General features: G+C 72.3%; 21 protein-coding genes. 15 read left to right on the top strand and 6 right to left on the bottom strand.

What is annotated here, in order from left to right:
• Window positions 1-63: 63 nt before the first annotated feature.
• On the bottom strand, window positions 64-1545 hold the full coding sequence (locus Pma05_RS16085) for an NAD-dependent malic enzyme (protein WP_203858229.1): 1482 nt from the start codon (window positions 1543-1545) through the stop codon (window positions 64-66).
• A gap of 670 nt (window positions 1546-2215) precedes the next feature.
• On the opposite strand from Pma05_RS16085, the gene hflX reads away from it, so the two are divergent.
• Both hflX and Pma05_RS16075 read left to right on the top strand, forming a co-directional pair.
• Window positions 2216-3667 carry a GTPase HflX gene (gene hflX / locus Pma05_RS16080; protein ID WP_239312471.1) on the top strand — a complete coding sequence of 484 codons (1452 nt, stop codon included), beginning with the start codon at window positions 2216-2218 and terminating at the stop codon, window positions 3665-3667.
• Window positions 3668-3748: 81 nt separating this feature from the next.
• Window positions 3749-5602: a hypothetical protein gene (locus Pma05_RS16075; RefSeq protein ID WP_203858227.1), complete on the top strand. Its 1854-nt coding sequence runs from the start codon at window positions 3749-3751 to the stop codon at window positions 5600-5602.
• A gap of 270 nt (window positions 5603-5872) precedes the next feature.
• Here the strand turns inward: Pma05_RS16075 and lexA are convergent, their stop codons facing one another.
• A complete protein-coding gene (gene lexA / locus Pma05_RS16070) occupies window positions 5873-6658 on the bottom strand; it encodes a transcriptional repressor LexA (RefSeq protein ID WP_239312468.1) in 786 nt (261 codons plus the stop codon).
• Between the two features lie 247 nt (window positions 6659-6905).
• Between lexA and Pma05_RS16065 the strand changes: the two genes are divergently transcribed.
• The 5 genes from Pma05_RS16065 (at window position 6906) to Pma05_RS16045 (ending at window position 13990) form a co-directional block, all read left to right on the top strand.
• Complete coding sequence (locus tag Pma05_RS16065) at window positions 6906-7232, top strand: LysM peptidoglycan-binding domain-containing protein (protein ID WP_239312465.1); 327 nt, start codon at window positions 6906-6908, stop codon at window positions 7230-7232.
• Between the two features lie 284 nt (window positions 7233-7516).
• Window positions 7517-8029: a transcriptional regulator NrdR gene (gene nrdR / locus Pma05_RS16060; protein ID WP_203858225.1), complete on the top strand. Its 513-nt coding sequence runs from the start codon at window positions 7517-7519 to the stop codon at window positions 8027-8029.
• A 70-nt stretch (window positions 8030-8099) separates the two neighbouring features.
• Complete coding sequence (locus tag Pma05_RS16055) at window positions 8100-10955, top strand: vitamin B12-dependent ribonucleotide reductase (RefSeq protein ID WP_203858224.1); 2856 nt, start codon at window positions 8100-8102, stop codon at window positions 10953-10955.
• A gap of 268 nt (window positions 10956-11223) precedes the next feature.
• A complete protein-coding gene (locus tag Pma05_RS16050) occupies window positions 11224-12882 on the top strand; it encodes a hypothetical protein (RefSeq protein WP_203858223.1) in 1659 nt (552 codons plus the stop codon).
• A 172-nt stretch (window positions 12883-13054) separates the two neighbouring features.
• Window positions 13055-13990: a DUF2332 domain-containing protein gene (locus Pma05_RS16045; protein ID WP_203858222.1), complete on the top strand. Its 936-nt coding sequence runs from the start codon at window positions 13055-13057 to the stop codon at window positions 13988-13990.
• 124 nt (window positions 13991-14114) lie between these two features.
• On the opposite strand, the gene Pma05_RS16040 is transcribed toward Pma05_RS16045, so the two are convergent.
• The gene (locus Pma05_RS16040; protein ID WP_203858221.1) at window positions 14115-15395 is read right to left on the bottom strand and encodes an MFS transporter; all 1281 of its coding nucleotides are present in this window, start codon (window positions 15393-15395) and stop codon (window positions 14115-14117) included.
• A 190-nt stretch (window positions 15396-15585) separates the two neighbouring features.
• Here Pma05_RS16040 and Pma05_RS16035 point away from each other — a divergent pair, with 190 nt between their 5' ends.
• Both Pma05_RS16035 and Pma05_RS16030 read left to right on the top strand, forming a co-directional pair.
• Window positions 15586-15867, top strand: coding sequence for a DUF5522 domain-containing protein (locus tag Pma05_RS16035; protein ID WP_239312462.1), 282 nt, complete (start codon window positions 15586-15588; stop codon window positions 15865-15867).
• Window positions 15868-16003: 136 nt separating this feature from the next.
• On the top strand, window positions 16004-16549 hold the full coding sequence (locus tag Pma05_RS16030; RefSeq protein WP_203858220.1) for a hypothetical protein: 546 nt from the start codon (window positions 16004-16006) through the stop codon (window positions 16547-16549).
• A gap of 78 nt (window positions 16550-16627) precedes the next feature.
• Here the strand turns inward: Pma05_RS16030 and Pma05_RS16025 are convergent, their stop codons facing one another.
• Window positions 16628-17314 carry an iron-dependent transcriptional repressor DtxR gene (locus Pma05_RS16025; RefSeq protein WP_203858219.1) on the bottom strand — a complete coding sequence of 229 codons (687 nt, stop codon included), beginning with the start codon at window positions 17312-17314 and terminating at the stop codon, window positions 16628-16630.
• A gap of 97 nt (window positions 17315-17411) precedes the next feature.
• Between Pma05_RS16025 and Pma05_RS16020 the strand changes: the two genes are divergently transcribed.
• The 3 genes from Pma05_RS16020 to Pma05_RS16010 all read left to right on the top strand — a co-directional run bounded on the left by Pma05_RS16020 (window position 17412) and on the right by Pma05_RS16010 (window position 20703).
• The gene (locus Pma05_RS16020) at window positions 17412-18284 is read left to right on the top strand and encodes a sulfurtransferase (RefSeq protein WP_203858218.1); all 873 of its coding nucleotides are present in this window, start codon (window positions 17412-17414) and stop codon (window positions 18282-18284) included.
• A gap of 86 nt (window positions 18285-18370) precedes the next feature.
• On the top strand, window positions 18371-19552 hold the full coding sequence (locus Pma05_RS16015; protein ID WP_203858217.1) for an acetoin utilization protein AcuC: 1182 nt from the start codon (window positions 18371-18373) through the stop codon (window positions 19550-19552).
• 98 nt (window positions 19553-19650) lie between these two features.
• Window positions 19651-20703: a S66 peptidase family protein gene (locus Pma05_RS16010; protein ID WP_203858216.1), complete on the top strand. Its 1053-nt coding sequence runs from the start codon at window positions 19651-19653 to the stop codon at window positions 20701-20703.
• Between the two features lie 54 nt (window positions 20704-20757).
• On the opposite strand, the gene Pma05_RS16005 is transcribed toward Pma05_RS16010, so the two are convergent.
• Window positions 20758-21744 carry a TetR family transcriptional regulator gene (locus Pma05_RS16005; RefSeq protein ID WP_203858215.1) on the bottom strand — a complete coding sequence of 329 codons (987 nt, stop codon included), beginning with the start codon at window positions 21742-21744 and terminating at the stop codon, window positions 20758-20760.
• Between the two features lie 157 nt (window positions 21745-21901).
• Here Pma05_RS16005 and Pma05_RS16000 point away from each other — a divergent pair, with 157 nt between their 5' ends.
• Entirely contained in the window at window positions 21902-22831 is a 930-nt protein-coding gene (locus Pma05_RS16000) for an ABC transporter ATP-binding protein (protein WP_203858214.1), read from the top strand.
• Window positions 22828-24456: an ABC transporter permease gene (locus Pma05_RS15995; protein ID WP_203858213.1), complete on the top strand. Its 1629-nt coding sequence runs from the start codon at window positions 22828-22830 to the stop codon at window positions 24454-24456. The genes Pma05_RS16000 and Pma05_RS15995 overlap by 4 nt, the downstream gene beginning before the upstream one ends.
• 115 nt (window positions 24457-24571) lie before the next feature.
• On the opposite strand, the gene sigB is transcribed toward Pma05_RS15995, so the two are convergent.
• Window positions 24572-25609, bottom strand: a complete 1038-nt coding sequence (gene sigB / locus Pma05_RS15990; RefSeq protein ID WP_372441486.1) for an RNA polymerase sigma factor SigB — start codon at window positions 25607-25609, stop codon at window positions 24572-24574.
• A 351-nt stretch (window positions 25610-25960) separates the two neighbouring features.
• On the opposite strand from sigB, the gene Pma05_RS15985 reads away from it, so the two are divergent.
• Window positions 25961-26749 (top strand): sporulation protein, encoded by a 789-nt coding sequence (locus Pma05_RS15985; RefSeq protein ID WP_203858257.1) that lies wholly within the window; start codon window positions 25961-25963, stop codon window positions 26747-26749.
• The last annotated feature ends 59 nt before the right edge of the window (window positions 26750-26808 follow it).

The following is a 26808-nucleotide window of genomic DNA, read 5'->3' as shown; positions in this document are numbered from 1 at the left end:
CCGGTACGGGGCATCGGTTCCGGTCGGCGGACGGGCTGGTCGGGGGTAGCTGGTGGTGTGTGGTCAGCTCGACAGTGGGCTGGCCGGGGCGGCGGCCTCGGCGGCGATCTCGGGCAGGTCGGCCGGCCCGGGGTCCGCGGCCGGCGGGGGAGCGGGGTGCTGCGCGGCGGCCCGGACCGCGGCGGCCACCGCCGGTGCCACCCGGGAGTCGAAGACGCTCGGCACGATGACCGTCGGGTTGATCTTTTCCGCACCCACCACGTCGGCGATGGCCCGGGCGGCGGCGATCGCCATCTCCTCGGTGAACTCCTCGGCGTGCGCGTCCAGCATGCCCCGGAAGACACCCGGGAAGGCGAGCACGTTGTTGATCTGGTTGGGCTGGTCGGACCGGCCGGTGGCGACCACGGCCGCGTGCTTGCGCGCCTCCCGAGGGTCCACCTCCGGGTCGGGGTTGGCCAGCGCGAAGACGATCGCGTCGGGGGCCATCGCGGCGACGTCGTCGCCGGTGAGCAGGTTGGGGGCGCTCACCCCGATGAAGACGTCCGCGCCGCGCAGGGCCGCCTTGAGGTCACCGGAGAAGGCGTCCCGGTTGGTGTTCTCGGCGAGCCACTGCCAGGCCGAGTTCAGCCCCTCCAGGCCGCGGTGCAGGGGGCCCTGCCGGTCGTACGCGATGATGTCGCCGACGCCCTGCCGGAGCAGCAGCTTCATGATCGCCGTACCGGCGGCACCGGCACCGGAGACGACCACCCGGACGTCGGCGAGCTTCTTGCCGACCACCCGTAGCGCGTTGGTCAGCGCGGCGAGCACCACGATCGCGGTGCCGTGCTGGTCGTCGTGGAAGACCGGGATGTCGAGCAGTTCGCGCAGCCGGTTCTCGATCTCGAAGCACCGGGGCGCGGCGATGTCCTCCAGGTTGATCCCGCCGTACTGCGGTGCGATCGCCCGGACGATCGAGACGATCTCGTCCGGGTCCTGGGTGTCCAGTACCACCGGCCAGGCGTCCACCCCGCCGAACCGCTTGAAGAGCGCGGCCTTGCCCTCCATCACCGGCAGCGCCGCCGCCGGACCGATGTTGCCCAGTCCGAGTACGGCCGAGCCGTCCGTCACCACAGCGACGGTGTTCCGCTTGATGGTCAGCCGTCGCGCGTCGGCGGGATTCTCCGCGATGGCCAGGCAGACCCGGGCCACCCCCGGGGTGTACGCCCGGGAGAGCTCGTCCCGGTTGCGCAGCGCGACCTTCGGGGAGACCTCGATCTTGCCGCCGAGGTGCAGCAGGAACGTCCGGTCGGAGACCTTGCGGACGTCCACCCCGTCCAGCGCGGTCAGCGCCTTCACCACCTGGTCGGCGTGGGTCGCGTCGGCGGTGTCGCAGGTGAGGTCGACGACCACCGTGGTGGGGTCGGAGTCGACCACGTCGAGCGCGGTGACGATGGCGCCGGCCTCACCGACACAGGTGGTCAGCCGGCCGATGGCCGAGGCGTCCGCCGTTACGCTGATCCGGATGGTGATCGAGAATCCGGCACTCGGCAGTCGGGTGATCGCCACGTGGTCCTCCGTCGTCTTCCCGCGGCCTCGCTGCCGCCGTCAGCATTCTCGCCTGCCGGCCCTGACCCGCCGTCGGCCGGTCCTGACCTCCGTCGCCATCCGGCGACCCGACCACCCTAGGCCGGGTCGACAACGCCGCCGACGGCAGCCCGGCCGGTTGACGTCCCCGACTCACCTTTGCCGCGGGCTCCGGGCGATGCCGCCCGCCGCGGCCGACCCGGGTCTGCCCCACGGACGCCGGGCCATCCCGCCTGTCGCCGCCGCCCACGCCGACCTCTCGCCGCCGCCCCGCGCTGCCTGCTGCCTGTTGCCATTGCCCCGCGCTATCTGGCGCCATTGCCCACGCTGTCTGTGGCCATTGCCCCGCGCTGTCTGTGGCCATTGCCCGGGCTGTCTGTCGCTATCGCCCGCACCTTCGCCTCGTCCGGGGGCGGCAGCGGCGGTGCCGCCTCGCGGCTGGTCCCGATATATAGCGGGTGCGTCCGGCGGGCGCGCGTGTCACGATTGATTGCCAGCAGCGCGCACAGCGTAACCAATGCGACGACACCTCGCAGAGCGCGCAGATGGTGCAACAGGGCGTCGAACTTCCCGACCGCCCGGGCGGCCGGACGCACCGGAGGTCCGGCGGGGTCGGCGGAGAGACCGGAAAGACCAGATCAGGAGGAACGGCTTGCGAGACCAGGAAAGCTTCGTTCGGCTGGCGGACGAGGACCTTGACGCCATCGTCATCGATGGCGACGTCACCACCGGCGAACTGGAGCTGGAGGACCGCCAGGCACTCCGTCGGGTCGCGGGCCTCTCCACCGAACTCGCCGACGTCACCGAGGTCGAATACCGGCAGCTCCGGCTGGAGCGGGTGGTCCTGGTCGGCGTCTGGACGGATGGCACGGTGACCGACGCGGAGAACTCCCTCGCGGAACTCGCCGCGCTCGCCGAGACGGCCGGTTCGCAGGTGCTCGAGGGTCTGATCCAGCGGCGCAACCGGCCCGACCCGGCCACCTACGTCGGGCGGGGCAAGGTCGACGACCTCGGCTCGGTGGTCCTGGCCTCCGGCGCCGACACGGTGATCTGTGACGGTGAGCTCTCCCCGTCCCAACTGCGCAACCTGGAGCAGCGCACCAAGGTCAAGGTGGTCGACCGGACCGCGCTGATCCTCGACATCTTCGCCCAGCACGCCAAGAGCCGGGAAGGCAAGGCCCAGGTCGAGCTGGCCCAGCTCGAATACCTGCTGCCCCGGCTGCGCGGTTGGGGTGAGAGCCTCTCCCGGCAGGCCGGTGGTAGCGGCCGTGGCGGCGGCGCCGGCGGCGGGGTGGGGCTCCGTGGTCCCGGTGAGACCAAGCTGGAGACCGACCGGCGCCGGATCCGGATCCGGATCTCCCGGCTCCGTCGGGAGATCAAGAACATGCGGACCGCCCGGATCACCAAGCGGGCCCGTCGGACCCGCAACGGCGTTCCGGCGGTGGCCATCGCCGGCTACACCAACGCGGGCAAGTCCAGCCTGCTCAACCGGCTGACCAATGCCGGGGTACTGGTCGAGGACGCCCTCTTCGCCACGCTGGACCCGACGACCCGCCGGGCGTACGCCGCCGACGGGCGGGTCTACACCCTGGCCGACACCGTCGGGTTCGTCCGGCACCTGCCGCACCAGATCGTCGAGGCGTTCCGTTCCACGCTCGAGGAGGTGGCCGACGCCGACCTCGTGGTGCACGTGGTGGACGGGGCGCACGCCGACCCCGAGGAGCAGGTCCGGGCGGTACGCGAGGTGTTGGCCGAGGTCGGTGCCGACAAGCTCCCCGAGCTGCTGGTGGTGAACAAGACCGACGCGGCTGACGAGGAGACCCTGCTCCGGTTGAAGCGGGAGTGGCCGGAGGCGGTCTTCGTCTCCGCGCGTACGGGGGGCGGGGTCGAGGACGTCCGGGCGGCGATCGAGGCCCGGCTGCCCCGCCCGGCGGTCGAGGTCCGTGCGGTACTCCCCTACGACCGGGGGGACCTGGTCGCCCGGGTACACCGCCGGGGCGAGGTGCTCGGCACGGCGCACCTGCCGGAGGGGACGAAACTGCACGTACGGGTGGACGAGGCGCTCGCCGCCGAGTTGGCGCCGTACCGGGAGGTAGTGGCATGACCGACCGCACCGCCGACCGGTGACGGAGCGTTGATCACGCCGCTTCCCCGGTTGGCGGCGTCAGCATGCGACACTGGGCGGATGCGGCGAGTCCTCTCCATGGTGCTGGTTGCCTCCGGCGTGCTTGGATTGTCCCTGGGCCTGGTCGGGGCCAGTCTCGGTGTCGGAGCTGTCGCGGCCTCCGCCGCTGCCGGCAAGAAGGTCTGCACCATCACCGACGAGCGGATGACGGAACTCTCCGGCATGATCGCGACGTCCAGTGGTTACGTGATGGTCAACGACGGGAGCGACGACGACTCCCGGGAGCGGGTCTTCCTGCTGGACACCAAGTGCAAGCTGAAGAAGGCCGTCCAGTACGCGAGCAACCCGCGCGATCCGGAGGACCTCGCTCTCTCGCCCGACGGCAAGACCGTCTGGATCGCCGACACCGGTGACAACGACAGCGAGCGGCGGACCAGCGTCGTGCTCTGGAGCATGCCGGCCACCGGTGCCTCCAAGCCGGTGCTGCACCGGTTGACCTTTCCGGGCAACAAGCGGCACGACGCCGAGGCGCTGCTGATCGGCTCCGACAACGTGCCGTTGATCATCACCAAGTCGACCGGCAAGGCGGAGATCTACCGCCCGACCGCGGAGCTGGAGAAGAACAACCAGGACGGCGTGCCGCTGGAGAAGGCCGGCGAGATCAGCCTGCCGAAGTCCACCACCGCCAACCCGTTCGCCGGGGCGGGCCGGGTGACGATCACCGGCGCGGCCCGATCGCCGGACGGCAGCCGGGTGGTGCTGCGTACGTACGCGGACGCGTTCGAGTGGGACGTCCGGGACGACGACCTGGTCAAGACCCTGACCACCGGGAAGCCTCGGATGACGGCCCTGGCCGACCCGTTCGGTAAGGCGATCACCTACAGCCCCGACGGCAAGAGCTTCCTCACCGTCTCCGACGTCTCCTCGCTCGACGAGGAACAGGACGTGACGGTGCTGAGCTACACCCCGGCCAAGGAGGTGGCGGCGGCAGCGGCCGGCGACTCCGGGACCGACGCGACGAAGTCCGCGAAGTCCTGGACCAATTCGCTGACCCTGGACGACATCACCTACCTCATCGCGGCCGTGGGGGTGCTGGGCGCCCTGCTGGTCGGGCTCGGCATCTTCGGGATCGTCCGGGCTCGCCGTCGGCCCAAGGAGGACGGCCTGGGGGCCATCGGGCCGGACGGTGACGACCTCGATCCGAGGGCCGGCCGCTCGGGGGCGCCGGGCGACGACCGGGACCGCTCCGGCGGCCGGCGATCCGACTACGACGACGACGGGTCGAACTGGGGTCCGGCGCGCTCCGGCGGGTACGACGACGGCTACCGCTCCGACCGTCCGGCCGACGACTACGAGCCGGCGGGCCGGGGCAGGCCGGCCGGCGGCGGCGTGTACGGCGGAAAGCCCGCCGACGGGGGCGGTGTCTACGGCGCGAAGCCGGCCGGCGGCGGTGGCGTGTACGGCGGTGGCCGCCCTCAGGGCGGTGGCGGTGGCGGACGACCCCAGGGCGGTGGCGGTGGCGGACGCCCTCAGAGCGGTGCCGGACGCCCTCAGGGCGGCGGCGGACCTCAGGGCGGCGGCGGACCTCAGGGCGGCGGCGGACCTCAGGGCGGCGGCGGTCGCCCAGCCGGCGGCGGCGTGTACGGCGGGGCTCCCGCCGGCGGTGGCGCTCCGGCCGGCCGGCCCCGGGCCGGTGGCGGTGGCGTCTATGGTGGCCAGCCGTCCGGCGGCAACGGCAATGGCAACGGTCGGGGTGCTCGTCCCGGACCGGACGAGCAGTGGGCCGACCAGCGTGGCGGGCCGCCCCGGACCGGCCAGGGTGCCGGGCCCCGTGGCGGTGGGCCTCGGGGTGCCCAGTACGGCCAGCCCCGGCAGCGCTCCGGCGGGCATCCCGACGACCGCGACTACCGCTGACCCCGGCGACGGCGTTTCCGGCTCCGCCGAGGGCCTCCCGGTCGACTGCTGCTGACCGGGCACGGGCCACTCGACCTGAATGCGAGCCACTCGACGCGGCACCCGTTCCCCGGGACGGAGCTGGCCCGACGGTGGTCGAACGGCCGGTCCGCTCCCGCACCGGTCGAGGTCGACCGGGCCGGCGTAACCACCACTGCGTCCATCATCCACGCCGGCGCACCGGCCCGCCGTGTTCGGTAGGGCGGTGCACCGACGGCCGGTAGGTCGCCGTCAGATCCGGCGGAGTACGGCCACCACCCGGCCCATGATGGTGGCGCTGTCCCCGGCGATCGGGTCGAAGGCGGAGTTGGCCGGCATCAGCCAGACGTGCCCGTCCCGGCGGCGGTAGGTCTTGACCGTCGCCTCGCCGTCCAGCATCGCCGCGACGATCTCTCCCGAGTTCGCGGTCGGCTGCTGGCGGACGACCACCCAGTCGCCGTCGCAGATCGCGGCGTCGAGCATCGAGTCGCCCTTGACCTGGAGCATGAAGACCTCGCCCTCGCCGACCAGTTCGCGGGGCAGCGGGAAGATGTCCTCGACGGCCTGCTCGGCGAGGATCGGGCCACCGGCGGCGATCTGACCGAGCAGGGGCACGTAGGCCGGGGTGGGGCGCTGGGCCCGGGCGGTCTCGTCGTCGATCAGCTCGCTCGGCGGACGCACGTCGACGGCGCGCGGGCGGTTCGGGTCGCGCCGGAGGAAGCCCTTCCGCTCCAGTTCCTTGAGCTGGTAGGCGACGCTCGACGGGGAGACCAGGCCGACCGCCTCGCCGATCTCCCGGACGCTGGGCGGGTAACCGTAGCGCTCCACCCAGTCCCGGATGAACTCCAGGATGCGGCGCTGCCGGGCGGTGAGGTCCGCGGAGACCAGGTCGGGGAAGGCGCTCACCACCGGAGTGACCGCGCGCAGCGCGGGGGCACCCTCCCGGCTCCGCGGTCCGGCCGTGCGTCGGCTGGCCCGGCTGCCGGGTGCGCCGCTCTTCTGGGGCTTCTGCCGGCTCGTCCGGTCGTCGGTCGACACGTCGTCCTCCTGGTGGCGGTGGGGTGCCTTGGCGGCTCGTGGTGCGTCGTGGCTCAGCGCCGGTCCCGTGTGTCCCACGGTCCCGGTGTCGATGTTCAAAACCGTATAGGTGAGATCACATAGTTTCAAACATCTGTACGACATTCGGCGCGGCGTGTCGGCTCCGTCGGCTCGACATCGAACGCCTGTTCTGATAAACCATCGTACGTCTGTTCGTTCGAACTCATGTTCGATCTTGGAGGTCGCGATGGGTGCGACGGGATATCCGAGGGCTTCCGGGGGCGGTGGCCGGCTGCGGCTGACCCGGCGGGGACGGCTGGTCGTGACCGTGCTCCTGCTGCTCCTCGTGGCGGGACTGGCGGCGGTCCTCTCGCCCGCCTCCCGGGCCGCCGATCCGCCCCGGTCGGCGGAGACCGCGGTGGTCCGGCCCGGTGACACCCTCTGGTCGGTGGCCGGGCGGCACCGGCCGAGCCAGCGGCCGTTCGCGGTGATCGACGAGATCCGCCGGCTCAACGGGCTCGACGACCACACGGTGCACGCCGGTCAGCGGCTGATCCTGCCGGCGAAGCGGTAACCACCGCGTCGGCGTCGCGGTTGGAAGATTTGCGGGCCGCGCCACGCCCCGTTCAACTTGACCTCGGCTGCTCGGCGGCATACGGTCGACCCCTAGATGTAGTAGTGACAAGGGTGTAAGTAGCCTAGAAGTTGGGGTTCCATCACCCGCAGCTCTCAGGTACACCGACACCGCGGGAGCCGCCGAAGGTGGCTGGCCCGTCGGTGCCGGCTGCCTGCGGGCGGGTCCGTCGTGTCCGGCGGGCCGCGGGCGCGGTGGTTCCGGCGATGCGAAGGAGGTCGGTGATGCGGTGTCCGTACTGCCGGCACGCCGACTCCCGGGTGGTCGACTCGCGGGAGGCCGACGACGGCCAGCTGATCCGGCGCCGGCGAGCCTGCCCGGAGTGCGGCAAGCGGTTCACCACGGTCGAGGAGCCGGTGCTCGCGGTCGTCAAGCGCAGCGGGGTGACCGAGCCGTTCAGCCGGACGAAGATCATGGGCGGGGTGCGCAAGGCGTGCCAGGGCCGCCCGGTGGACGACGACGCGATCGCCCTGCTGGCCCAGCGGGTGGAGGAGACGGTGCGCGCCAAGGGCGCCGCCGAGCTGCCCAGTCACGACGTGGGGCTCGCCATCCTGGGGCCGCTGCGCGAGCTGGACGAGGTGGCCTACCTCCGCTTCGCCAGCGTCTACCGGTCGTTCGAGTCGCTGGACGACTTCGAGCGGGAGATCGACGCGCTGCGGGCGGCGGCGGTGGCGCGGAGCCGGCCGGCGGTGGACGGCGTCGGGGCCGTCCAGCCGGTGGGCGAACCGGCCAGTTAGTTCTTTCGGGTAACAGATCAGCGAGGCCGTACGGCGGGAAGCGTCGTGCGTGCGTAAGGGGGCGGATGAGATGTCGGGGGAAGGTGTGACAGCAAGCAGGTCACGTACCCGGGCGGCGGCGACGGCCGGCCTGAAGGTCGAGCGCGTCTGGACCACCGAGGGGGTGCACCCGTACGACGAGGTGACCTGGGAGCGCCGGGACGTCGTCATGACGAACTGGCGGGACGGCTCGATCAACTTCGAGCAGCGGGGCGTCGAGTTCCCGGAGTCGTGGAGCGTCAACGCGGCCAACATCGTCACCACGAAATACTTCCGGGGCGCGGTCGGCACCCCGGAGCGCGAGTGGTCGCTCAAGCAGCTCATCGACCGGGTGGTGCAGACGTACCGGGCGGCGGGGGAGCAGCACGGCTACTTCGGCAGCCCGGCCGACGCCGAGGTCTTCGAGCACGAGCTGACCTGGATGCTGCTGCACCAGGTGTTCAGCTTCAACTCGCCGGTCTGGTTCAACGTCGGCACCGCCTCACCTCAACAGGTCAGTGCCTGTTTTATCCTTTCCGTCGATGATTCGATGGATTCTATCCTCGACTGGTACAAGGAGGAGGGGCTGATCTTCAAGGGGGGCTCCGGCTCCGGGGTCAACCTCTCCCGGATCCGCTCCTCCAGGGAGCTGCTCTCCAGCGGTGGCACCGCCTCCGGCCCGGTCAGCTTCATGCGGGGCGCGGACGCCAGCGCCGGCACCATCAAGTCCGGCGGGGCGACCCGGCGGGCGGCCAAGATGGTCATCCTGGACGTCGACCACCCGGACGTCGAGGAGTTCGTCCTCACCAAGGCGCGTGAGGAGCACAAGGTCCGCGCGCTCCGGGACGCCGGCTTCGACATGGACCTCGGCGGCTCCGACATCGTCAGCGTGCAATACCAGAACGCCAACAACTCGGTCCGGGTCTCCGACGAGTTCATGCGGGCGGTGCAGGACGGCGGCACGTTCGACCTGCGCGGCCGGCTGGACGGCGCGGTGATCGAGACCATCGACGCCAAGGGGCTGTTCCGGACCATCTCCCAGGCCGCCTGGGAGTGCGCCGACCCCGGCCTGCAATACGACGACACGATCAACGACTGGCACACCTGCCCGGAGACCGGGCGGATCACCGCCTCCAACCCGTGCTCGGAATACCTGCACCTGGACAACTCCTCGTGCAACCTGGCCTCGCTCAACCTGATGAAGTTCCTCCGCGCCGACGGCGGCTTCGAGGTGCGCAAGTTCGTCAGGTCGGTCGAGCTGGTCATCACCGCGATGGACATCTCGATCTGCTTCGCCGACTTCCCGACCGAGAAGATCGGCGAGACCACCCGGGCGTACCGGCAGCTCGGCATCGGGTACGCCAACCTCGGCGCGCTGCTGATGGCGACCGGCCACCCGTACGACTCGGAGAGCGGACGGTCGGTGTCCGCCGCGATCACTTCGCTGATGACCGGCACGGCATACCGCCGCTCGGCCGAGCTGGCCGGGGTGGTCGGCGCCTACGACGGATACTCCCGCAACGCCGAGCCGCACAAGCGGGTGATGCGCAAGCACGCCGCCGCGAACGACGCGATCAAGCCGACCGGCGCGGTCGCCACCGAGATCGTCCGGGAGGCCACCAAGCAGTGGACCCAGGGCAACAAGATCGGTGACAAGTCCGGCTGGCGCAACGCGCAGGCCAGTGTGCTCGCGCCCACCGGCACCATCGGGCTCATGATGGACTGCGACACCACCGGGGTCGAGCCGGACCTGGCGCTGGTCAAGTTCAAGAAGCTGGTCGGCGGCGGCTCGATGCAGATCGTCAACCAGACCGTGCCGCGCTCCCTGCGCAGCCTCGGCTACCCCGAGGAGCAGGTCGAGGCGATCGTCGAGTTCATCTCCGAGCACGGCCACGTGGTCGACGCGCCCGGGCTGAAGCCGGAGCACTACGCCGTCTTCGACTGCGCGATGGGCCAGCGCTCGATCGCCCCGATGGGGCACGTCCGGATGATGGCCGCGGTGCAGCCGTTCATCTCCGGCGCGATCTCCAAGACGGTCAACATGCCGGAGTCGGCGACCGTCGAGGAGGTCGAGGAGATCTACTTCGAGGGTTGGAAGCTCGGCCTCAAGGCGTTGGCGATCTACCGGGACAACTGCAAGGTCGGCCAGCCGCTCTCCGCCGCCAAGAAGGAGCCGGAGAAGGCGGTCGTGGCGGCTGCGGTCGAGAAGACGGTGGAGAAGGTCGTCGAGTACCGGCCGGTGCGCAAGCGGCTCCCGAAGAAGCGCCCCTCCGAGACGGTCTCGTTCTCGGTCGGCGGGGCCGAGGGCTACCTCACCGCCTCGTCGTACCCGGACGACGGTCTCGGCGAGGTCTTCCTGAAGATGTCGAAGCAGGGCTCGACGCTGGCCGGGGTGATGGACGCCTTCTCGGTGGCCATCTCGATCGGCCTGCAATACGGCGTGCCGCTGGAGACGTACGTCAGCAAGTTCACCAACATGCGGTTCGAGCCGGCCGGGATGACCGACGACCCGGACATCCGGATGGCCGCCTCGGTGATGGACTACATCTTCCGCCGGCTGGCGCTGGACTTCCTGCCCTACGAGCGCCGGGCCGAGCTGGGCATCTTCACCGCCAAGGAGCGGGCCGCGCAGCTGCGGGCCGAGGCCGAGGCGGAGAGCGCGGTGGACCTCGCCGCGATGGCCGCGTCGGCACCGGTGGAGACGGCCAAGCCGGAGCCGGCGGAGCAGCAGGTCGAGGTGGTGGCGGCACGGCCGGCGCCGACGGTAGGCTCCTCCACGGAGCTGCTGGAGGCGGTACTCGGCACGGCGGCGGACGCCCCGCTCTGCTTCACCTGCGGCACCAAGATGCGCCCTGCCGGCAGTTGCTACGTCTGCGAGGGCTGCGGCTCGACCTCCGGTTGCAGCTGAGCCTGGGCCGGACGTGCGGGTCGGCCCGGTCGACTGCGGCACGGCGCAACGACTGCACGGCGCAACCACGGCGACCGCTCGAACCTGTCCTGGGTTCGGGCGGTCGCCGCCGACCTCGGTGCGGCACCCATCGAGTACGCCGACCAGCGATTCGTCGCGGTGAGGTCCCGGCCGAGCTGGCCGTCGACACTGTAATGACCTTGCCGCTCCCCGACGAGGGACGGCATCATCTCTTCATGATCGAAAGAATCGAACCCGACGCTGCCCGGTGAGCGCCCGCGAGATCCGGCTGGACCGGGTGCTGGGCGCCGGCCCGTTCCGCGAGATCGGCCAGCCGCGCGCCGTTGCCACGACATCCGACGGTGCTCTCTTCGTGGTCGGTGGCGACCTGGGATGGCCGCAGTGGCACGGCCGCGACGTCTCCGCCCGGTCCCGGCCGCGCCAGGGTTGGTACCCGGTGGCGGTGTACCGGTCCGACGACCTGACCTGCCTGCACCACATCGCCACACGCTGGCGGACGAACGTGATCGCCTGCCATCCGACTCTGCCGCTGGCAGCCATCGGCACGGGGGCGTACGACGGCGGATGGGCCTACGAGGGTGAACTGCTGCTGCTGGACCTGACCACCGGCGGCACGGTGTCGTTGCTCGCCCATTCCCGCGAGGTGCGACAGCTCACCTGGCGTGATCCGCACACGCTCGATCTGGTGCTGGCCATCCCCTGTGACGAGGACGAGGCGCGGTTCGGCAGCACGTCGCTCGCCTGCACGATCCGCCGGGACGACTGGGATCGCGCCACCAGCGGCATGCTGCGGATGCCGTACGGGGAGGTCCCGGTTCCGGATGCACCGCGGACCGACCCGGCGGTCGCCGTCGGCATCGTCGAGGGGCTCTGCCGGGAGCGCGGCTTGCGTTGGGCGCCCCGGCGCGAGGTGTGGGCGGTGGACGCGCTGTCGGATGACCGGGTGGTCGCGGTCCTCGAAGGCGTCCGCCTCGAATGCTGGTCCGTGAGTTCGGCGGAGACGCTGTGGCGGATTCCGGTCGACGGCACGGGGTGCCAGCTGAAGGTGCTGCCGGAGGGGCGGACGGCGCTGGCACTGACGCAGACCCCGTCGACGTTCCACGGCGGGAGGTGGACGGCGGATCCGAGTGTGGTGGCGGAAGTCGACCTGGCCGACGGTGTGGTGCGGGCGCTCCACGAATCCGCCCGCTGCGCCGTCCTGGTGTCCCGGGCCGACGGCTGGTGGGCGCTACGCGACACCGAGCACGACCGCCGGGCAGCGGCCGGGCAGATCCTGCTGAATCCGCCCGACGGCGGACCCGGCACCACCGTCGGGCTCGGTCGGTACGACCTCTTCAACCACTTCTTCGACATCCGGTACGCGCCGGACCTGCTGTTCCTGGAAGGCGGCGCGGCCGAGCACTGGCAGGACAAGTGGGTGGTCTCGGTGGACGTACCCGATGGTCCGATGCGTCGCCTGTTCCCACTCGAATGGGACGCCTCGCGCGGCCGTCACCTGTTCGGTGGCTGCGGTGCGTACCTCGACGACCGGGCCGGACCCTCGCTCGTGCACACCGGTGCGGTCCACGACGGTGCCGGCCTGCTGCCGGGGAACGCCTTCGTGGTTCGCCGTGCCTACCCGACCGGTGAGCTGCAATGGGTCTTCCCGGCCGACCATCAGGCCACCGCGCTCGACGCCGACGGCGACTTCGTCTACGTCACGTTCAATTCGGGCGAGCTGGTGATCCTGCGCGCCGCGGACGGAACCGTGCACGCTCGGCAGGAGCTGCGGGTCGACGGCCACCCCGTCGTCCCGCTCTCACTCGTCCGGCTGAGTCCGGACCGCCTCGCGATCGGCACCCTGGACGGTCGGATACTCGTCTGCTCCCTCGCCGCCCTGCCGGACCTGGCGAGCGACCAGGAATAGTGCGCCCTCCGGCTGTTCGCACCGCGCCGGTACCGGAGTCGGCTCCGGTACCGGCTGACCGGGCGGGCTGGGCGGGCTCGGCAGGCGGGGCCGCCGGCATGGTGATCAGGGATACACGCACCGGAGGTGCTTCGCCAGGGACGTCGGCCGGGTCCGCTGGGATCATCGGCACATGACGATCGCCACCAGCTACGTCGAGTTCGGCACCCGCGAGGCGCGGGGCGTGTCGCCGGCGTACGAACGGCTCTCCCTCGCGGTCTCCCGCGACGACGAACTGCTCGACCTGATCGGTACGCTGCCGCCGGCCAGGCAGCAGCCGAATCTGCTCTTCGGAGTCGTACGGCTGCTCGGCGGTCCGGTCGAGGATCCGGCCGCGTTCCGCGAGTACGCGGTGGCGAACTGGCCGGTGATCGCGGCGGAGCTGCGTACCCGGGCCACCCAGACCAACGAGGCCGGCCGGTGCGCGCTGTTGCTGCCGGTACTCGTCTCCCTGCCGCAGCCGCTCGCGCTGCTGGAGGTCGGCGCCTCCGCCGGGCTCTGCCTCTACCCGGACCGGTACGCCTACCGCTACGGCGACCACCTGCTCGGCAGCGGCGAGCCGGTGCTCGACTGTGCGGTCACCGGGTTGACGCCGCCGACCCGGCGGCCCGAGGTGGTGTGGCGGGCCGGCCTGGACCTGAACCCGCTGGACGTGACCGATCCCGCCGACGTCGCCTGGCTGGATGCCACCATCTGGCCGGAGCACGCGCACCGGCGGACCCGGCTGCGGGCCGCGGCGGAGGTGGCCGCGGCGGAGCCGCCGCTGTTGGTCCGGGGCGACCTGGTGGACGACCTGCCGGCGCTGGCCGCGCAGGCGCCGCCCGAGGCGACCCTGGTGGTCTTCCACACCTCCGTGCTCTACCAGGTGCCGGCGCCGGGCCGGGCGGCCTTCGCCGAGCTGGTGGGCGGGCTGCCCGGCCACTGGATCGCGAACGAGGCGCCGGAGGTGCTGCCCTACCACGGCCTGCCGGAGCCGCCGAGCGACGCGTTCTACAACGTGCTCGCACTGGACGGCAGGCCGCTCGCCTGGACCCGGGGGCACGGACAGTCGATGGCCTGGTTCGGATAGCGACTCCTCCGCCCTCCGCTCGGCGTCAGGCCGCCGTCGACACGTCCTCCGCCGTCGGCTCGGCGTCAGGCCGCCGACGGCACGTCCTCCGACCTCCGCTCAGCGTCAGGCTGCCAGCGACACGTCAGGTTGCCGGCAGGTCCCGCATCCGCCGCAGCGGCGAGCAGACGACGAAGAGCGCGGCGCTCCAGGTGCCGAGCACACAGATCCAGAGCGCCGGGCGCAGTCCGAGCTGGCTGCCGAGTACGCCGCCGAAGAGGGCGCCGAGCGGGATGACGCCGTAGCAGACCCAGAGGAACGCCGCGTTGACCCGGCCGAGCAGCCCGGCCGGGGTGACCCGCTGCCGGTACGACATCGCGGCGGCGTTGAACAGCACCGTGTTGGCGGAGAACGCGGCCAGGCCGATCCCGTAGAGCAGCAGTCCCCAGCCCGGCCGGGCCAGTGGCAGCAGCAGGTAGAGCGGGCCGGGTGCGGCCATGGCGACCCAGATGATCCGGGCGGACCCGATCCGCGCGGAGAGCCGTCGCGCGGCGGCGCCGGCCGCCAGGCCGCCGAGGGCGCTTGCCGCGTAGACCAGGCCGACCAGCACCGCGGAGGCGTGCAGCTCCCGGACCAGGAAGGTGACCTCGATCGAGTTCGAGGCCATCACGAAGAAGTTCGAGGTGGTGGTGCAGGCCAGGATGCCGAGCAGGATCCGTTGCCGGCGGATGAAGCCGAGCCCACCGGTGAGCGCGACCCGCAGCGGTACCCGGTCCTCGGCCCGCCCGGCCCGTCGCCGGCCGGCCGGTTCGGGCCGGACCAGGGCCAGCGTCACCGCGCTGACCAGGAAGGCGAGCGCGTTGCCGAGGAAGGTCCTGGCGGCGCCGACGAGGGCGATCAGCGCACCGCCGAGCGTCGCACCGACGAGTTCGGCGAACTCCTGGCTCATAGCGAGCTTGCCATTGGCGTCGACGAGCTGGCCGTCCGGTACCAGCCCGGGGAGCCGGCTCCGGTAGGCCACCGTGAAGAGCACGGTGAGCACGCCGGAGAGCCCGACGACCGCGTACAGGTAGCCCAGGGTCAGCCCGTCGAGCAGGGCGGCCACCGGCAGCGACAGCATCAGCGCCATCCGGCCCAGATCACAGACGATCATCAGCCACCGCTGGTCGGCCCGGTCCGCGAGGAGACCGGCCGGCAGCGAGAAGAGGAGGTACGGCAACCAGGCGAGCGCGGTGAGCAGGGAGATCTGTAAGACGCTGGCCCGCAGGTCGTTGGCGGCCAGCAGCGGTACGGCGATTCCGGAGATCCGGGTCCCCAACTCGCTGACGGTCTGACCACTCCAGAGCAGCAGGAAGTTCCGGTTGCGCCACAGCGAGACCCGCTCCGCGGTCCCGGGCGTCGAGGGTCCGGCCAGTTGCTGGGTCACCGATCCACCTGTCCGTACGGCTCGGGGCCTCCGCCCGGGACCGCCGCCGCGCTGTTCGGCCGGCGGCGCCGGGAGACGGTGGGCAGGCTATCGTCGATCTTGGTGTTCGGATACCGAATTTGGTGCCGCCCGGCCCGGCCGGGTCAGCCGGCGGCGGGAGTGGCCGGCGGGTTGTCGTAGGGTCGGCGCGATGGACGGAGCGGGGGAGCAGACGAGCGGGCGGCGCCTGCCGCTGGCACCCCGACCGCTCGACCAGCCGCACCCGTCCCGGCTCCCGGTGACGCACCCGGACCGGGAGCGGATCCTCGCGGCTCATGCCGCCGCGCTCGCGGCCGGTGAGGCTGGCTATCCCGATCCGGGCACCGGGCTCTTCGTGCTCACCGCCGGATTCCTGGCCCGGCGCGGTACCTGCTGTGGGCGCGGCTGCCGGCACTGCCCGTACCTGGACGATCCGGTGCCGCCGACCGGCTGATCCGGTCCGCCCCGACCGGCCGGTACCGGCTGGCTGGGCGACGCGGCGGGGACCGGGGTTTCGCCGAGGTGGGCCGAACCCGTACGGTGTCCGACGGATTCCCCGGCGCTCGGGCCGGGCGGGTGGGAGGTGCGAGGTGCGCGGACGACTCTGCCTGATTGGTGCCGGTTTGCTGCTGCTGGCCGGCTGTGCCGAAGAGGCCGCGCCGCAGTCGGTGGGGCCGGCGCCGAAGGTGGTCCGGCTGCCGGCGTCGGCGGCCGGCGGTGCCTGCGAGTTGCTGGAGTACCCGGCGATCGAGCAGGCCATCGGCACCACGTTCGAGGTGGCGGCGGCGAGCCGGCACGGCAAGACGGACACCTGCGTGCTGCGCGGCGAGGCCGAGGCCCGCCCCGAACTCGCGCTGTCGGTGACGCCGACCACGGCCGACGCGTCGATCTTCGCCGACGAGGTGGTGCCGAGCGGCGGCAAGACCGTCAAGGGGCTGGGCAAGGCGGCCTACCGGGCCACGTCGGCCCCGACGAAGAGCGTCGGCAGCGCGGTCGAGGTGGGCTGGCTCACCGGCAACGGCCGACTGGTCAGCCTCCGCTTCACCTTCGCGGCCGGGGAGGCCCAGGCCCAGGCCGACGCCCTGGCGCCCAAGCTGATCAACCTGGCGAAGAAGATCGACACCAGCAGCCGCTGACCATCGCCCGCGCGGAGCCGGCGGGTGAGCCGGATCGGGGTGTGTGCGGCCGGGGTGTGCCGGTCGGCGCCCCGGTCGTCAGTGTGCGGCGACGAAGACCCGGGAGGCGACCTCGCGGGGTAGCCGTACCTTGTCGCCGGAGCGGTCGATGGTGACCCCGTCACGCTCCTGGGCCACGGTCACCATCGCGCCCGGGTCGACTCCGGCGGCGTGCAACTGCCGGAGTACGTCGCCGTCCTTCTGGACGCTCTCGCAGATCCGTCGGACCACCACGGGGCCGCTCAGGCCGGGGAAGGCGAGGTTGCGTTCACCCTCGGTGACCGTCTCGACCGTGACGTCCGGGTTGGTGCTCAACGCCTCCAGCCCCGGGATCGGGTTGCCGTACGGCGACCGGGTGGGCCGGTCGAGCAGCTCGTAGACCTTCTTCTCCACCGAGTCGCTCATCACGTGCTCCCAGCGGCAGGCCTCCTCGTGGGCCTCCTCGTAGGGCATCCCGATCACGTTCACGAGCAGCAGCTCTGCCAGCCGGTGCTTGCGCATCACGGAGATCGCCTGCGTCCGGCCGAGCGCGGTGAGCTGGAGGTGCCGGTCGTCCTCGACGGTCAGCAGGCCGTCGCGCTCCATCCGGGCCACGGTCTGGCTGACGGTCGGACCACTCTGGCGCAGCCGCTCGGCGATCCGGGCACGCAGCGGCGGCACCCCCTCCTCTTCCAGTTCGAGGATGGTGCGCAGGTACATCTCGGTGGTGTCGACTAGGTCGTTCACGTCAGTGGTCCTCCCGAGCACGATGGTACCTCGGGGCACCGATATTCAGTGTCACCGAGCCGGGCGGTTCCGTGCCGCATGGTGTTGACTGGACGCCGTGTCCGTACCCGATGACCTTCTCGTCGACGTGACCGGGCTCGCCGCCGAACTGGCGTCCGCCGAGCCGCCGGTCGTACTCGATCTCCGCTGGCGGCTCGTCGGGCCGCCCGGCCGCACGGACTACCTGGCCGGGCACCTGCCCGGCGCGGTCTTCGTCGACCTGGACAGCGAGCTGTCCGGGGCGCCCGGCGACGGTGGTCGGCATCCGCTGCCCGATCCTGCGGCGTTGCAGCGGGTACTCCGCGCGGCCGGGGTCCGCGCCGGGTGGCCGGTGGTGGTCTACGACGGCGGCGACGGGATGGCGGCGGCGCGGGCCTGGTGGACGCTGCGCTGGGCCGGACATGCCGAGGTCCGGGTGCTCGACGGCGGCTTCCCGGCCTGGGCCGGGGCCGGGCTGCCCGTCACCGCCGAGCCGCCGTCGCCGACGCCGGGAGACGTGACCGTCCGTCCCGGCGGGATGCCGGTGCTGGACGCCGGCTCGGCCGCCGGGGTGGCGGCGGACGGGGTGCTGGTCGACGTCCGGGCGGCGGCCCGCTACCGGGGCGAGACCGAGCCCGTCGACCCGGTCGCCGGGCACATCCCCGGTGCGGTGAACGTCCCGGCCACCGAGTACGTCGGGGTGGACGGCCGGTTTCCGGCCGCCGAAGCGCTGCGGGCCCGGTTCGCCGAGGCGGGCGTCCGGCCCGGGGTACGGATCGGCGCCTACTGCGGCTCCGGGGTGACCGCCGCGCAGGCGGTGCTCGCCCTGCACCGGGCCGGATATCCCGAGGCGGCGCTCTACGTCGGGTCGTGGAGCCACTGGATCACCGAGCCGGTGCGGCCGGTCGCGCTCGGCCCCGACCCCGGCGACCCGGCACCGAGCGGCTCCTGAACACCGTTCCGTCGCGGTAGCGGCGCGCGGCGCTCCGGCGTACGCGGTCGCGGGTGGTCGCCGGTCGCCGTGCGACGATGAACGCCATGTCGGACGACACGGTGGTGGTCTGGGACGAGAGTCTGCTGACCTACGACCTGGGTGACCACCCACTCGACCCGGTACGGGTGGAACTGACCGTGGCCCTGGCTCGGGAACTCGGCGTACTGGACCGCCCCGGCGTACGCCTGGTGGCGCCCACCCCGGCCGACGACGCGGCACTCGCCCGGGTGCACCGGCCGGACTACCTCGACGCGGTCCGGGCGGCGCCGAGCGACCCGCTCTTCTCCGGGTACGGCCTCGGCACACCGGACAACCCGATCTTCGACGGTATGCACGAGTCCAGCGCCCTGGTGGCCGGGGCGAGCCTGGCGGCGGCCGAGGCGGTCTGGCGGGGCGAGGCCCGGCGGGCGGTCAACGTGGCCGGTGGCCTGCACCACGCGATGCCGAGCCGGGCGGCCGGGTTCTGTGTCTACAACGACCCGGCGGTGGCCATCGCCCGGCTGCTCGACCTCGGCGCCGAGCGGGTGGCCTACGTGGACGTCGACGTGCACCACGGCGACGGGGTGCAGGAGGTCTTCTACACCGATCCCCGGGTGTTGACGATCAGCCTGCACGAGACGCCGCTGGCGCTGTTTCCCGGTACCGGGTTCTCCGACGAGACCGGTGGTCCGGGGGGCGAGGGGAGCGCGGTCAACCTGCCGCTGCCGCCGGGGACCGGTGACGCGGGGTGGCTGCGTGGCTTCCACGCCACCGTTCCGGCGCTGCTCCGCGCGTTCCGGCCGCAGATCCTGCTCACCCAGTGCGGTGCGGACAGCCACCGGCTCGATCCGCTGGCCGACCTGCGGCTGAGCGTGGACGGCCAGCGGGCGAGCTATCTGGCGCTGCGGGCGCTGGCCGACGAACTCTGCGAGGGGCGCTGGGTGGCCACCGGTGGTGGCGGCTACGCACTGGTCGAGGTGGTGCCCCGGGCCTGGACGCACCTGCTCGCGGTGGCCACCGGCGATCCGGTCGACCCGGCCGCGCTGACTCCGCCGGCCTGGCGGGCGCTGGCCAAGGCCCGCCGTCCGGAGCGGGAGGTACCGCTGCGGATGACCGACGACGCGGACGGCTCGTACGAGCCGTGGCAGCCGACCGGCGAGCCGGACGCGGTGGATCGGGCGATCATGGCGACCCGCAAGGCGGTCTTCCCGCTGCACGGCCTCGACCCGCAGGATCCGGCGCTCTGATCGGTGCTCCGGACCGACCGTTCTCGATAGATCTTGGCGCGCGCCTCCTATAGTTCCGGGGCGGCGTCCACTGGGGACGGCGGATTGGGGAGGCCATGATGGAGCGCGACGAGACCCTGACCCGACGACGGTTACTGCGGACCGGCACGGTGGCCGCCGGCGGCGTACTCGCCGGCGCGGTCGCCGGGTCGGCGGCCCTGGCCGCGCCGGCGACGGCCAAGCCGGCGAGTCGGCGGGCTGTCCGGCCACCCGCGCTGCGCCCGGGGGACCGGGTCCGGTTGGTGGCCCCGGCCCGGCCCGCCGACCCGAACCTGCTGGGCCGGGGCGTGCAGATCCTGGAGAGCTGGGGCCTGACGGTCGAACTCGGTGCACACGTCTACGACCAGCACGGCTGGTTCGCCGGCACCGACGAGGCGCGCCTCGCCGACCTGCGGGCCGCCTTCACCGACCCGGGGATCCGGGGCGTCTTCACCTGCCGGGGCGGCTACGGTGCGCAGCGCATCGTGGACCGGTTCGACGTCAGCGGGGTCGGCGCGGATCCCCGGGTGTTCGTCGGGTTCAGCGACATGACCTCGCTGCACGGCCGGCTGTGGCGGGCGGCCCGGACGACGACCTTCTACGGCCCGTTGATGAACTGGAGCGACGCCCGGACCGGCCCGGCGTCGATCGAGTCGCTGCGTCGGGCGGTGATGACCACCGATCCGGTCACGATCACCCGGAATCCGGCCGAGTCGAGCGCCGGCGTGCTGGTGCCCGGGGTGGCCAGCGGGGTGCTGTTGGGCGGCACGTTGACGATGCTGGGCACGAGTGTCGGAGCCCGGGACTTTCCCGACCTCACCGGCGCGATCCTGCTGATCGAGGACGTCGACGAGGCGCCGTACAGCGTGGACCGGATGCTGACCCAGTTGCTCCGGGTGGGTGCCCTGGACGGGATCGCCGGAGTTGCGGTGGGCCAGTTCGTCAACTCGGTCGGTGTCGCCGGCTACGACCTGGGTACGGTGCTGCGGGAGCGGCTGGGCGGCCTCGGAGTACCGGTGCTGGGCGGGTTGCCGCTGGGGCACGGGCAGGACCAGCTCACCGTACCGCTCGGGGTGAAGGCCACGATCGACGCCGAGGCGGGCACCCTGGTCACCGAACCCGGGGTACGGTGACGACCTTTGGAGTCGTCGCAAAATAGTCTCGAATTAGTGTCGAAAACTGTCTCGTTATAGCTCGGGTCGGGCCGGTTCGGCGGCCCGCAGGTGCCGGTAGAGGGTGGCCCGGGAGACGCCGACGCTCGCCGCGATCTGGTCCACGGTGTGCAGTCCGGCGGCGTGCATCGCCTGGACCGTCCGTACCTGCTCGGCGCTGAGCCCGGGTGGTCGGCCGGCCCGGCGGCGTCGGTCCGGCCGCCTCGGCTCCGGGCCGGGGTGTCGGCTTCCGGACGGCTCCGGCCCCCGGCCCGCCCCGGCTTCCGCCGCCACCGGCCCGGCCACCGCCGTTACCGATCCGGCCACCGCCGTTACCGGCCCGGTTACCAGCGCTGCTGGCCCGGCCACCGTCGTTGCCGGCCCGGATTCCGCCGGCACCTGCCCGGCGTCGCCCGGCTGTGGCCCGGCGGACCCGGGCGAGGGGAACGGCTCCGGCTCCGGCTCGCCGGGTGGCGGGGTCGGCTCGCCCAGCAGCCGAGCCACGCCGTCGAGCATCTCCGCGCGTAGCTCGTCGTCCGGCGTGTTGGCGAAGAAGACGATCGGATCGCCGAGCATCCCGGTGGCCTGGATCGCGCGGATCCGTTCGAGCCGGGTCGCGCCGGGCCCGGCGACCAGGTCGTGCGCCTGGGTGGCGAGCCGCAGGATCCGGGCGTACGTGCTGCCCCGGGCCAGCAGCGTCATGTCGTGGTAGAGCGTCCCCAGTGGACGGCGGTGCCGCAGCAGGGCGTCGAGCCAGCCCTCCAGTGCCGCCCAGCGGGCCGCCGGCCAGGGCAGCCGGGCCGCCCGGTCCAGCGCCGCCTCCAGGTCGGAGACGAGCGGCTCGGCCAGCGCCACCAGCAGGTGCTCCTTGCTGGGGAAGTGGTAGAGGATGCCCGCCTTGGTCATCCCCAGCCGGTCGGCGATCTGCCGCAGCGAGGTGCGCTGGTAGCCCTGCGCGCCGAACAGGTCGAGGGCGGTACGCAGGATCCGGCTCCGGGTGTCGAGGGCGGGCGGTCGATCCATCCGTCCAGGGTACCGGCCACTGACCGTTGATCAGGCATCTGTGACGGTCGTCCTACCATCGGTCAGTACACTGGGGATCGAGACACCGTCACGAACCGGCTCGACGCGTCGTCCTGGCTGGGGACGACGCGGAATCGGCAACTAGCAAGGGAGCGTCATGACCGCGATCTCGGTGGCCGGCCTGGTGAAGACCTTCGGGGCCACCCGCGCGCTGGACGAACTGGACCTGACCGTCCGGTCCGGCGAGGTGCACGGGTTCCTCGGACCGAACGGGGCGGGCAAGTCCACCACCATCCGGATCCTGCTCGGCCTGCTCCGCAGGGACGCGGGCGAGGTCGGCGTACTCGGCGGTGATCCCTGGCGGGACGCCGTGGCACTGCACCGCCGGCTGGCGTACGTGCCCGGCGACGTGAACCTCTGGCCCAACCTTTCCGGCGGGGAGGCGATCGACCTCTTCGGCTCACTGCGCGGCGGCCTGGACCGGGCCCGCCGGGACGAGCTGTTGCGGCGCTTCGACCTCGACCCGACCAAGAAGTGCCGCACCTACTCCAAGGGCAACCGGCAGAAGGTGGCGATCGTCGCCGCGTTCGCCTCCGACGTCGAGCTGCTGGTGCTCGACGAGCCGACCTCCGGGCTGGACCCGCTGATGGAGGCGGTCTTCCGGGAGTACGTCGCCGCGCTGCGCGACGCGGGCCGGACCGTGTTGCTCTCCAGCCACGTGATGTCCGAGGTGGAGGCGCTCTGCGACCGGGTCAGCATCATCCGGGCCGGCCGTACGGTCGAGTCCGGCACCCTGGCCGAGCTGCGCCACCTGACCCGTACCCCGATGACGGTCGAGACGGAACGCCCGGTGGCGGGGCTCGCCGAGCTGGCCGGGGTGCACGCGGTGACCGCCTCCGGCGCGACCACCCGGTTCGAGGTCGAGTCCGGCACCCTCGACCCGGTGCTGGCCCACCTCGCCCGGTTCGGCGTACGGGCGTTGACCAGTACGCCGCCGACCCTGGAGGAGTTGTTCATGCGGCACTACGGCGACGGGTCCGAGGTCGCCGTCACCGCCCCGCGTCCGGTGCCGGTGGGTGCCCGATGACCGCGTTCACCGGTACCACCCGGCTGACCCGGCTCGCGCTGCGCCGGGACCGGGTGAAACTCCTGGTCTGGGCGCTGGCCGTGCCCGGGGTCGGCGCGGCGGTCGCGCAGAGCGTCTCCGGCATCTACGGCACCGAGTCCGACCGGATCGGCTACGCCACCACCAGCGCCGCGAGCGTCGTCGCGCGGGCGTTCAACGGCCCGGTCTCCGGGCCGAGCCTCGGGTCGGTGGTCACCGCCGAGGCGTACACGATGCTGGCCCTGCTCGCCGCGTTGCTCAGCACCTTCGCGGTGGTCCGGCACACCCGGCAGAACGAGGAGACCGGCCGGGCGGAGCTGCTCGGCTCGGCGGTGGTCGGCCGGCACGCCCCGCTCACGGCGGCCCTGCTCACCACGGTGGCCGCCAACGTGCTCAGCGGGCTGCTGCTCGCCCTGGTGCTCGTCGCCGGGGACCTGCCGGTGGCCGGCTCGCTCGCCCTCGGCGCGGCGATCACCGGGATCGGCGTCTCGTTCGCGGCGATCGCCGCGGTGACCGCCCAGATCTCCGGTACGGCGCGCGGCGCGAACGGCATGGCCGCGGCCGTCGTCGGGCTCGCCTTCCTGCTCCGGGCCGCCGGTGACGCCTGGGGGACCGTCTCCGCCGACGGGATGCGGGTGGTCAGTGCCTGGCCGTCCTGGCTCTCCCCGCTCGGCTGGGCCAACCAGGTCCAGCCGTTCGACGGCAACCGCTGGCCGGTGCTGGCCCTGACGGCCGGGTTCTCGCTGCTCGCCATCGGTACGGCGTTCGTGCTGACCGCCCACCGCGACCTGGGCAGCGGGGTGCTGGCAGTACGCCGAGGGCCGGCGGTGGCGGCCCGGGGCCTGCTCAACCCCGGCGGCCTGGCCTGGCGGTTGCAGCGTGGCGTGGTGCTGGGCTGGGCGATCGGCATCCTGGTGATGGGGCTGTCGATGGGTTCGGTCGGTGACCAGTTGGACAGCTTCGTCGGCGAGAACGAGGCTGCCAGCGAGCTGATCGCCCAGCTCGGCGGGACCGAGGAACTGGTCGACGCGTTCCTGGGCACCATGATGGCGATGTTCGCGCTCGCGGTGGCCGGCTTCGCGGTGCAGGCGGTGCTGCGGCTGCGGGCCGAGGAGGCGGCCGGGACCCTGGAGGGGATACTCGCCACCGCGGTCGGTCGGCCCCGCTGGCTGCTCAGCCACCTGCTCTGGGCCGCGCTCGGCGCGGTCGTCCTGCTGGCGCTGGCCGGCGCGAGTACCGGGCTGGGCTACGGCCTGGTCAGCGGCGACGTGCCCGGCGAGGTGGCCCGGCTCACCGTGGCCGGACTGGTCCAGGCACCGGCGGCGCTGGTCCTCGCCGGCCTGGTGGTGGTGCTGTTCGGGCTGCTGCCCCGGCTGTCGGTGGCGCTCTCCTGGTCGGCCTTCCTGCTCTGCGTGCTGCTCGGCCAGCTCGGCGCGCTGCTGGAGCTGCCGCAGCCGGTGCTGAACCTGTCGCCGTTCACCCACCTGCCGGCGGTGCCGGCCGCCGATCCGAGCGCCACGCCACTGGTGCTGCTGCTCGCCGTCGCGGTCGCGCTGACCGGGCTCGGCCTGGCGACCTTCCGCCGCCGCGACCTGGCAATCGGCTGACGACTGCCCGCCGCGACCTGGTGCCGCACCCCGACTGGGGCAGGCTCGAACCGGCGGGCAACAACGCGGAGCCCCCGCCACCGGGCAGGTGGCGGGGGCTCCCGCGTCGTACGGCTCAGCTCGCGTACGCCTCCAGCCGGTCGGCCCGGGACGGGTGGCGCAGCTTCAGCAGGGTGACCTTCTCGATCTGGCGGATCCGCTCCCGCGAGAGGCCGAACTCCCGGCCCACCTCGTCCAGGGTGCGCTGCCGGCCGTCGTCCAGGCCGAAGCGCAGCCGGATCACGGCCTGCTCGCGGTGCGAGAGGGTGGCGAGCACGATCTCCACCTCGTTGCGGAGCATGCCCTGCGAGACGGCGTCACCGGGCTCCTCCCGAGGGTCGACGGCGGCGACGAAGTCACCGAGGGCGCTCTCGCCGTCCTCGCCGACGGCCTGGTCGAGGCTGACCGGCTCGCGGTCGTACGAGATGAGTTCGATGACCTGGAACTCCGGTACGCCCAGCGCGGCGGCGACCTCGGCGACGTTCGGCTCCCGGCCCAGTTGGGTGGCCAGGTCGCGGCGGGTCCGGACCATCCGGTTGACCTGCTCGACCATGTGTACCGGGATGCGGATGGTGCGGGCCTGGTCGGCCATGGCTCGGGTGATGGCCTGTCGGATCCACCAGGTGGCGTAGGTGGAGAACTTGTAGCCCTTGGTGTAGTCGAACTTCTCGACGGCGCGGATCAGGCCGAGGTTGCCCTCCTGGATCAGGTCGAGGAACGCCATGCCCCGCCCCGTGTAGCGCTTCGCGATGCTCACCACCAGCCGCAGGTTCGCCTCCAGCAGGTGGTTCTTCGCGGCCCGCCCCTGTACGGCGATGATCTCCAGGTCCGCCCGCAGCTCCGCCGACAGCGCCCCCCGGGTGTCGGCGTTCAGCTTCTCCTCGGCGTAGAGCCCCGCCTCGATCCGCCGGGCCAGGTCCACCTCCTGGACGGCGGTGAGCAGCTTGGTCCGGCCGATACCGTTCAGGTAGGCCCGGACCAGGTCGGCCGAGGCACCCCGCTCGTCGGTGGCGTCGAGGTCGACCATGACCGGTCCACCGTCCCCGGCCGGCTCGTTCTCGACGCCGGCCGCGCTGGCCGGGTGAGTGTGGCTCTCGCTCTGTTGCAGGACCATCATCTGTCGCCTCCCCGCTTCGACAATGTGGCGCGTCCCAGCGGACAACCGCGCTGGTGACACATAGCTTGGCCGGTAGGGCGTGAAGCCGAGGTGAGGAGAGCGTCGGGTTGGCATGAAACCGGGAGGCAGCCGGGGGATGATTCGTCCCGGTTTTCCGACCTTGATCCGATTGATCATCGCCGGCCGCCCGGAAACCGCTCCGGCACGCGCCCCGGGCGGTGGCTGTCGGCGCGGGTACGTGCCGGCGCCCGCCCGGGCGGTGGCCGCCAGTGCACGCCCCGGGCGGTAGTTGTCGGTGACGGTTACCGTGCGAGACGGGATCGAGATCAACGACGGATGGAGGACGTGGTGGTCTTCAAGCGGTTGATGCAGGCGATGGGCGTGGGCGGCCCGTCGGTCGAGACGGTGCTGACCAACCCGAACTGCCGGCCAGGCGGTTATCTGGAGGGCCAGGTCCACGTCGCCGGCGGCGACCATCCGGTCGACGTCGAGTACGTCTCGCTCGGGTTGGTGACCCGGGTCGAGGTGGAGAGCGGTGACAGCGAGTACAACACCACCCAGGAGTTCCAGCGGCAGCGGGTGACCGGGCCGTTCCGGTTGGAGAGCGGGCAGCGCCGCGACATCCCGTTCCGCTTCGAGGTGCCGTGGGAGACGCCGCTCACCGAGATCGGCGGTCAGCACCTGCACGGGATGACCATGGGGCTGCGTACCGAGCTGGAGGTGGCCCGGGCGGTGGACAAGGGTGACCTCGACCCGGTGGCGGTGTACCCGCTGCCGGCACAGGAGCGCGTCATCGACGCCCTGGTCCGGCTCGGCTTCCGGTTCAGCCGGGCGGACGTCGAGCGCGGCCACATCTACGGCGTACAGCAGAGCCTGCCGTTCTACCAGGAGATCGAGTTCTACCCCGGGTCGCAGTACGCCCGGGCGATCAACCAGCTCGAACTGACCTTCGTGGCCACGCCGCAGCAGTTGCAGATCGTGCTGGAGATCGACAAGCGCGGCGGGCTCTTCACCGAGGGCCGCGACGCGTTCGGCCGGTTCACCGTCGACTACGCGTCCGTGGACCGGACCGACTGGGCCAGTCAGCTCGACGGCTGGCTGCGCCAGTCCATGCAGAAGCGCGGCCTGTTCTTCTGAGCCGATCCGTTCTGCTGAGCCGACCGAGCCGATCCGTTCTGCTGAGGCGACCGAGCCGA

The organism is Plantactinospora mayteni, assembly GCF_016862935.1.
GTDB lineage: Bacteria > Actinomycetota > Actinomycetes > Mycobacteriales > Micromonosporaceae > Plantactinospora > Plantactinospora mayteni.
The sequence above is the reverse complement of the archived record's forward strand: the minus strand, read 5'-3'. Positions and strand labels throughout refer to the sequence as shown.

Coding starts and splice junctions, on each gene's coding strand:
- Pma05_RS16065 (WP_239312465.1), top strand. CDS start 6,906: ATGGGTGCGACGGGATATCCGAGGGCTTCCGGGGGCGGTGGCCGGCTG.
- Pma05_RS15995 (WP_203858213.1), top strand. CDS start 22,828: ATGACCGCGTTCACCGGTACCACCCGGCTGACCCGGCTCGCGCTGCGC.
- Pma05_RS16055 (WP_203858224.1), top strand. CDS start 8,100: ATGTCGGGGGAAGGTGTGACAGCAAGCAGGTCACGTACCCGGGCGGCG.
- Pma05_RS16015 (WP_203858217.1), top strand. CDS start 18,371: ATGTCGGACGACACGGTGGTGGTCTGGGACGAGAGTCTGCTGACCTAC.
- Pma05_RS16005 (WP_203858215.1), bottom strand. CDS start 21,744: ATGGATCGACCGCCCGCCCTCGACACCCGGAGCCGGATCCTGCGTACC.
- Pma05_RS16035 (WP_239312462.1), top strand. CDS start 15,586: ATGGACGGAGCGGGGGAGCAGACGAGCGGGCGGCGCCTGCCGCTGGCA.
- sigB (WP_372441486.1), bottom strand. CDS start 25,609: ATGGTCCTGCAACAGAGCGAGAGCCACACTCACCCGGCCAGCGCGGCC.
- Pma05_RS16010 (WP_203858216.1), top strand. CDS start 19,651: ATGGAGCGCGACGAGACCCTGACCCGACGACGGTTACTGCGGACCGGC.
- Pma05_RS16000 (WP_203858214.1), top strand. CDS start 21,902: ATGACCGCGATCTCGGTGGCCGGCCTGGTGAAGACCTTCGGGGCCACC.
- nrdR (WP_203858225.1), top strand. CDS start 7,517: ATGCGGTGTCCGTACTGCCGGCACGCCGACTCCCGGGTGGTCGACTCG.
- Pma05_RS16075 (WP_203858227.1), top strand. CDS start 3,749: ATGCGGCGAGTCCTCTCCATGGTGCTGGTTGCCTCCGGCGTGCTTGGA.
- Pma05_RS16045 (WP_203858222.1), top strand. CDS start 13,055: ATGACGATCGCCACCAGCTACGTCGAGTTCGGCACCCGCGAGGCGCGG.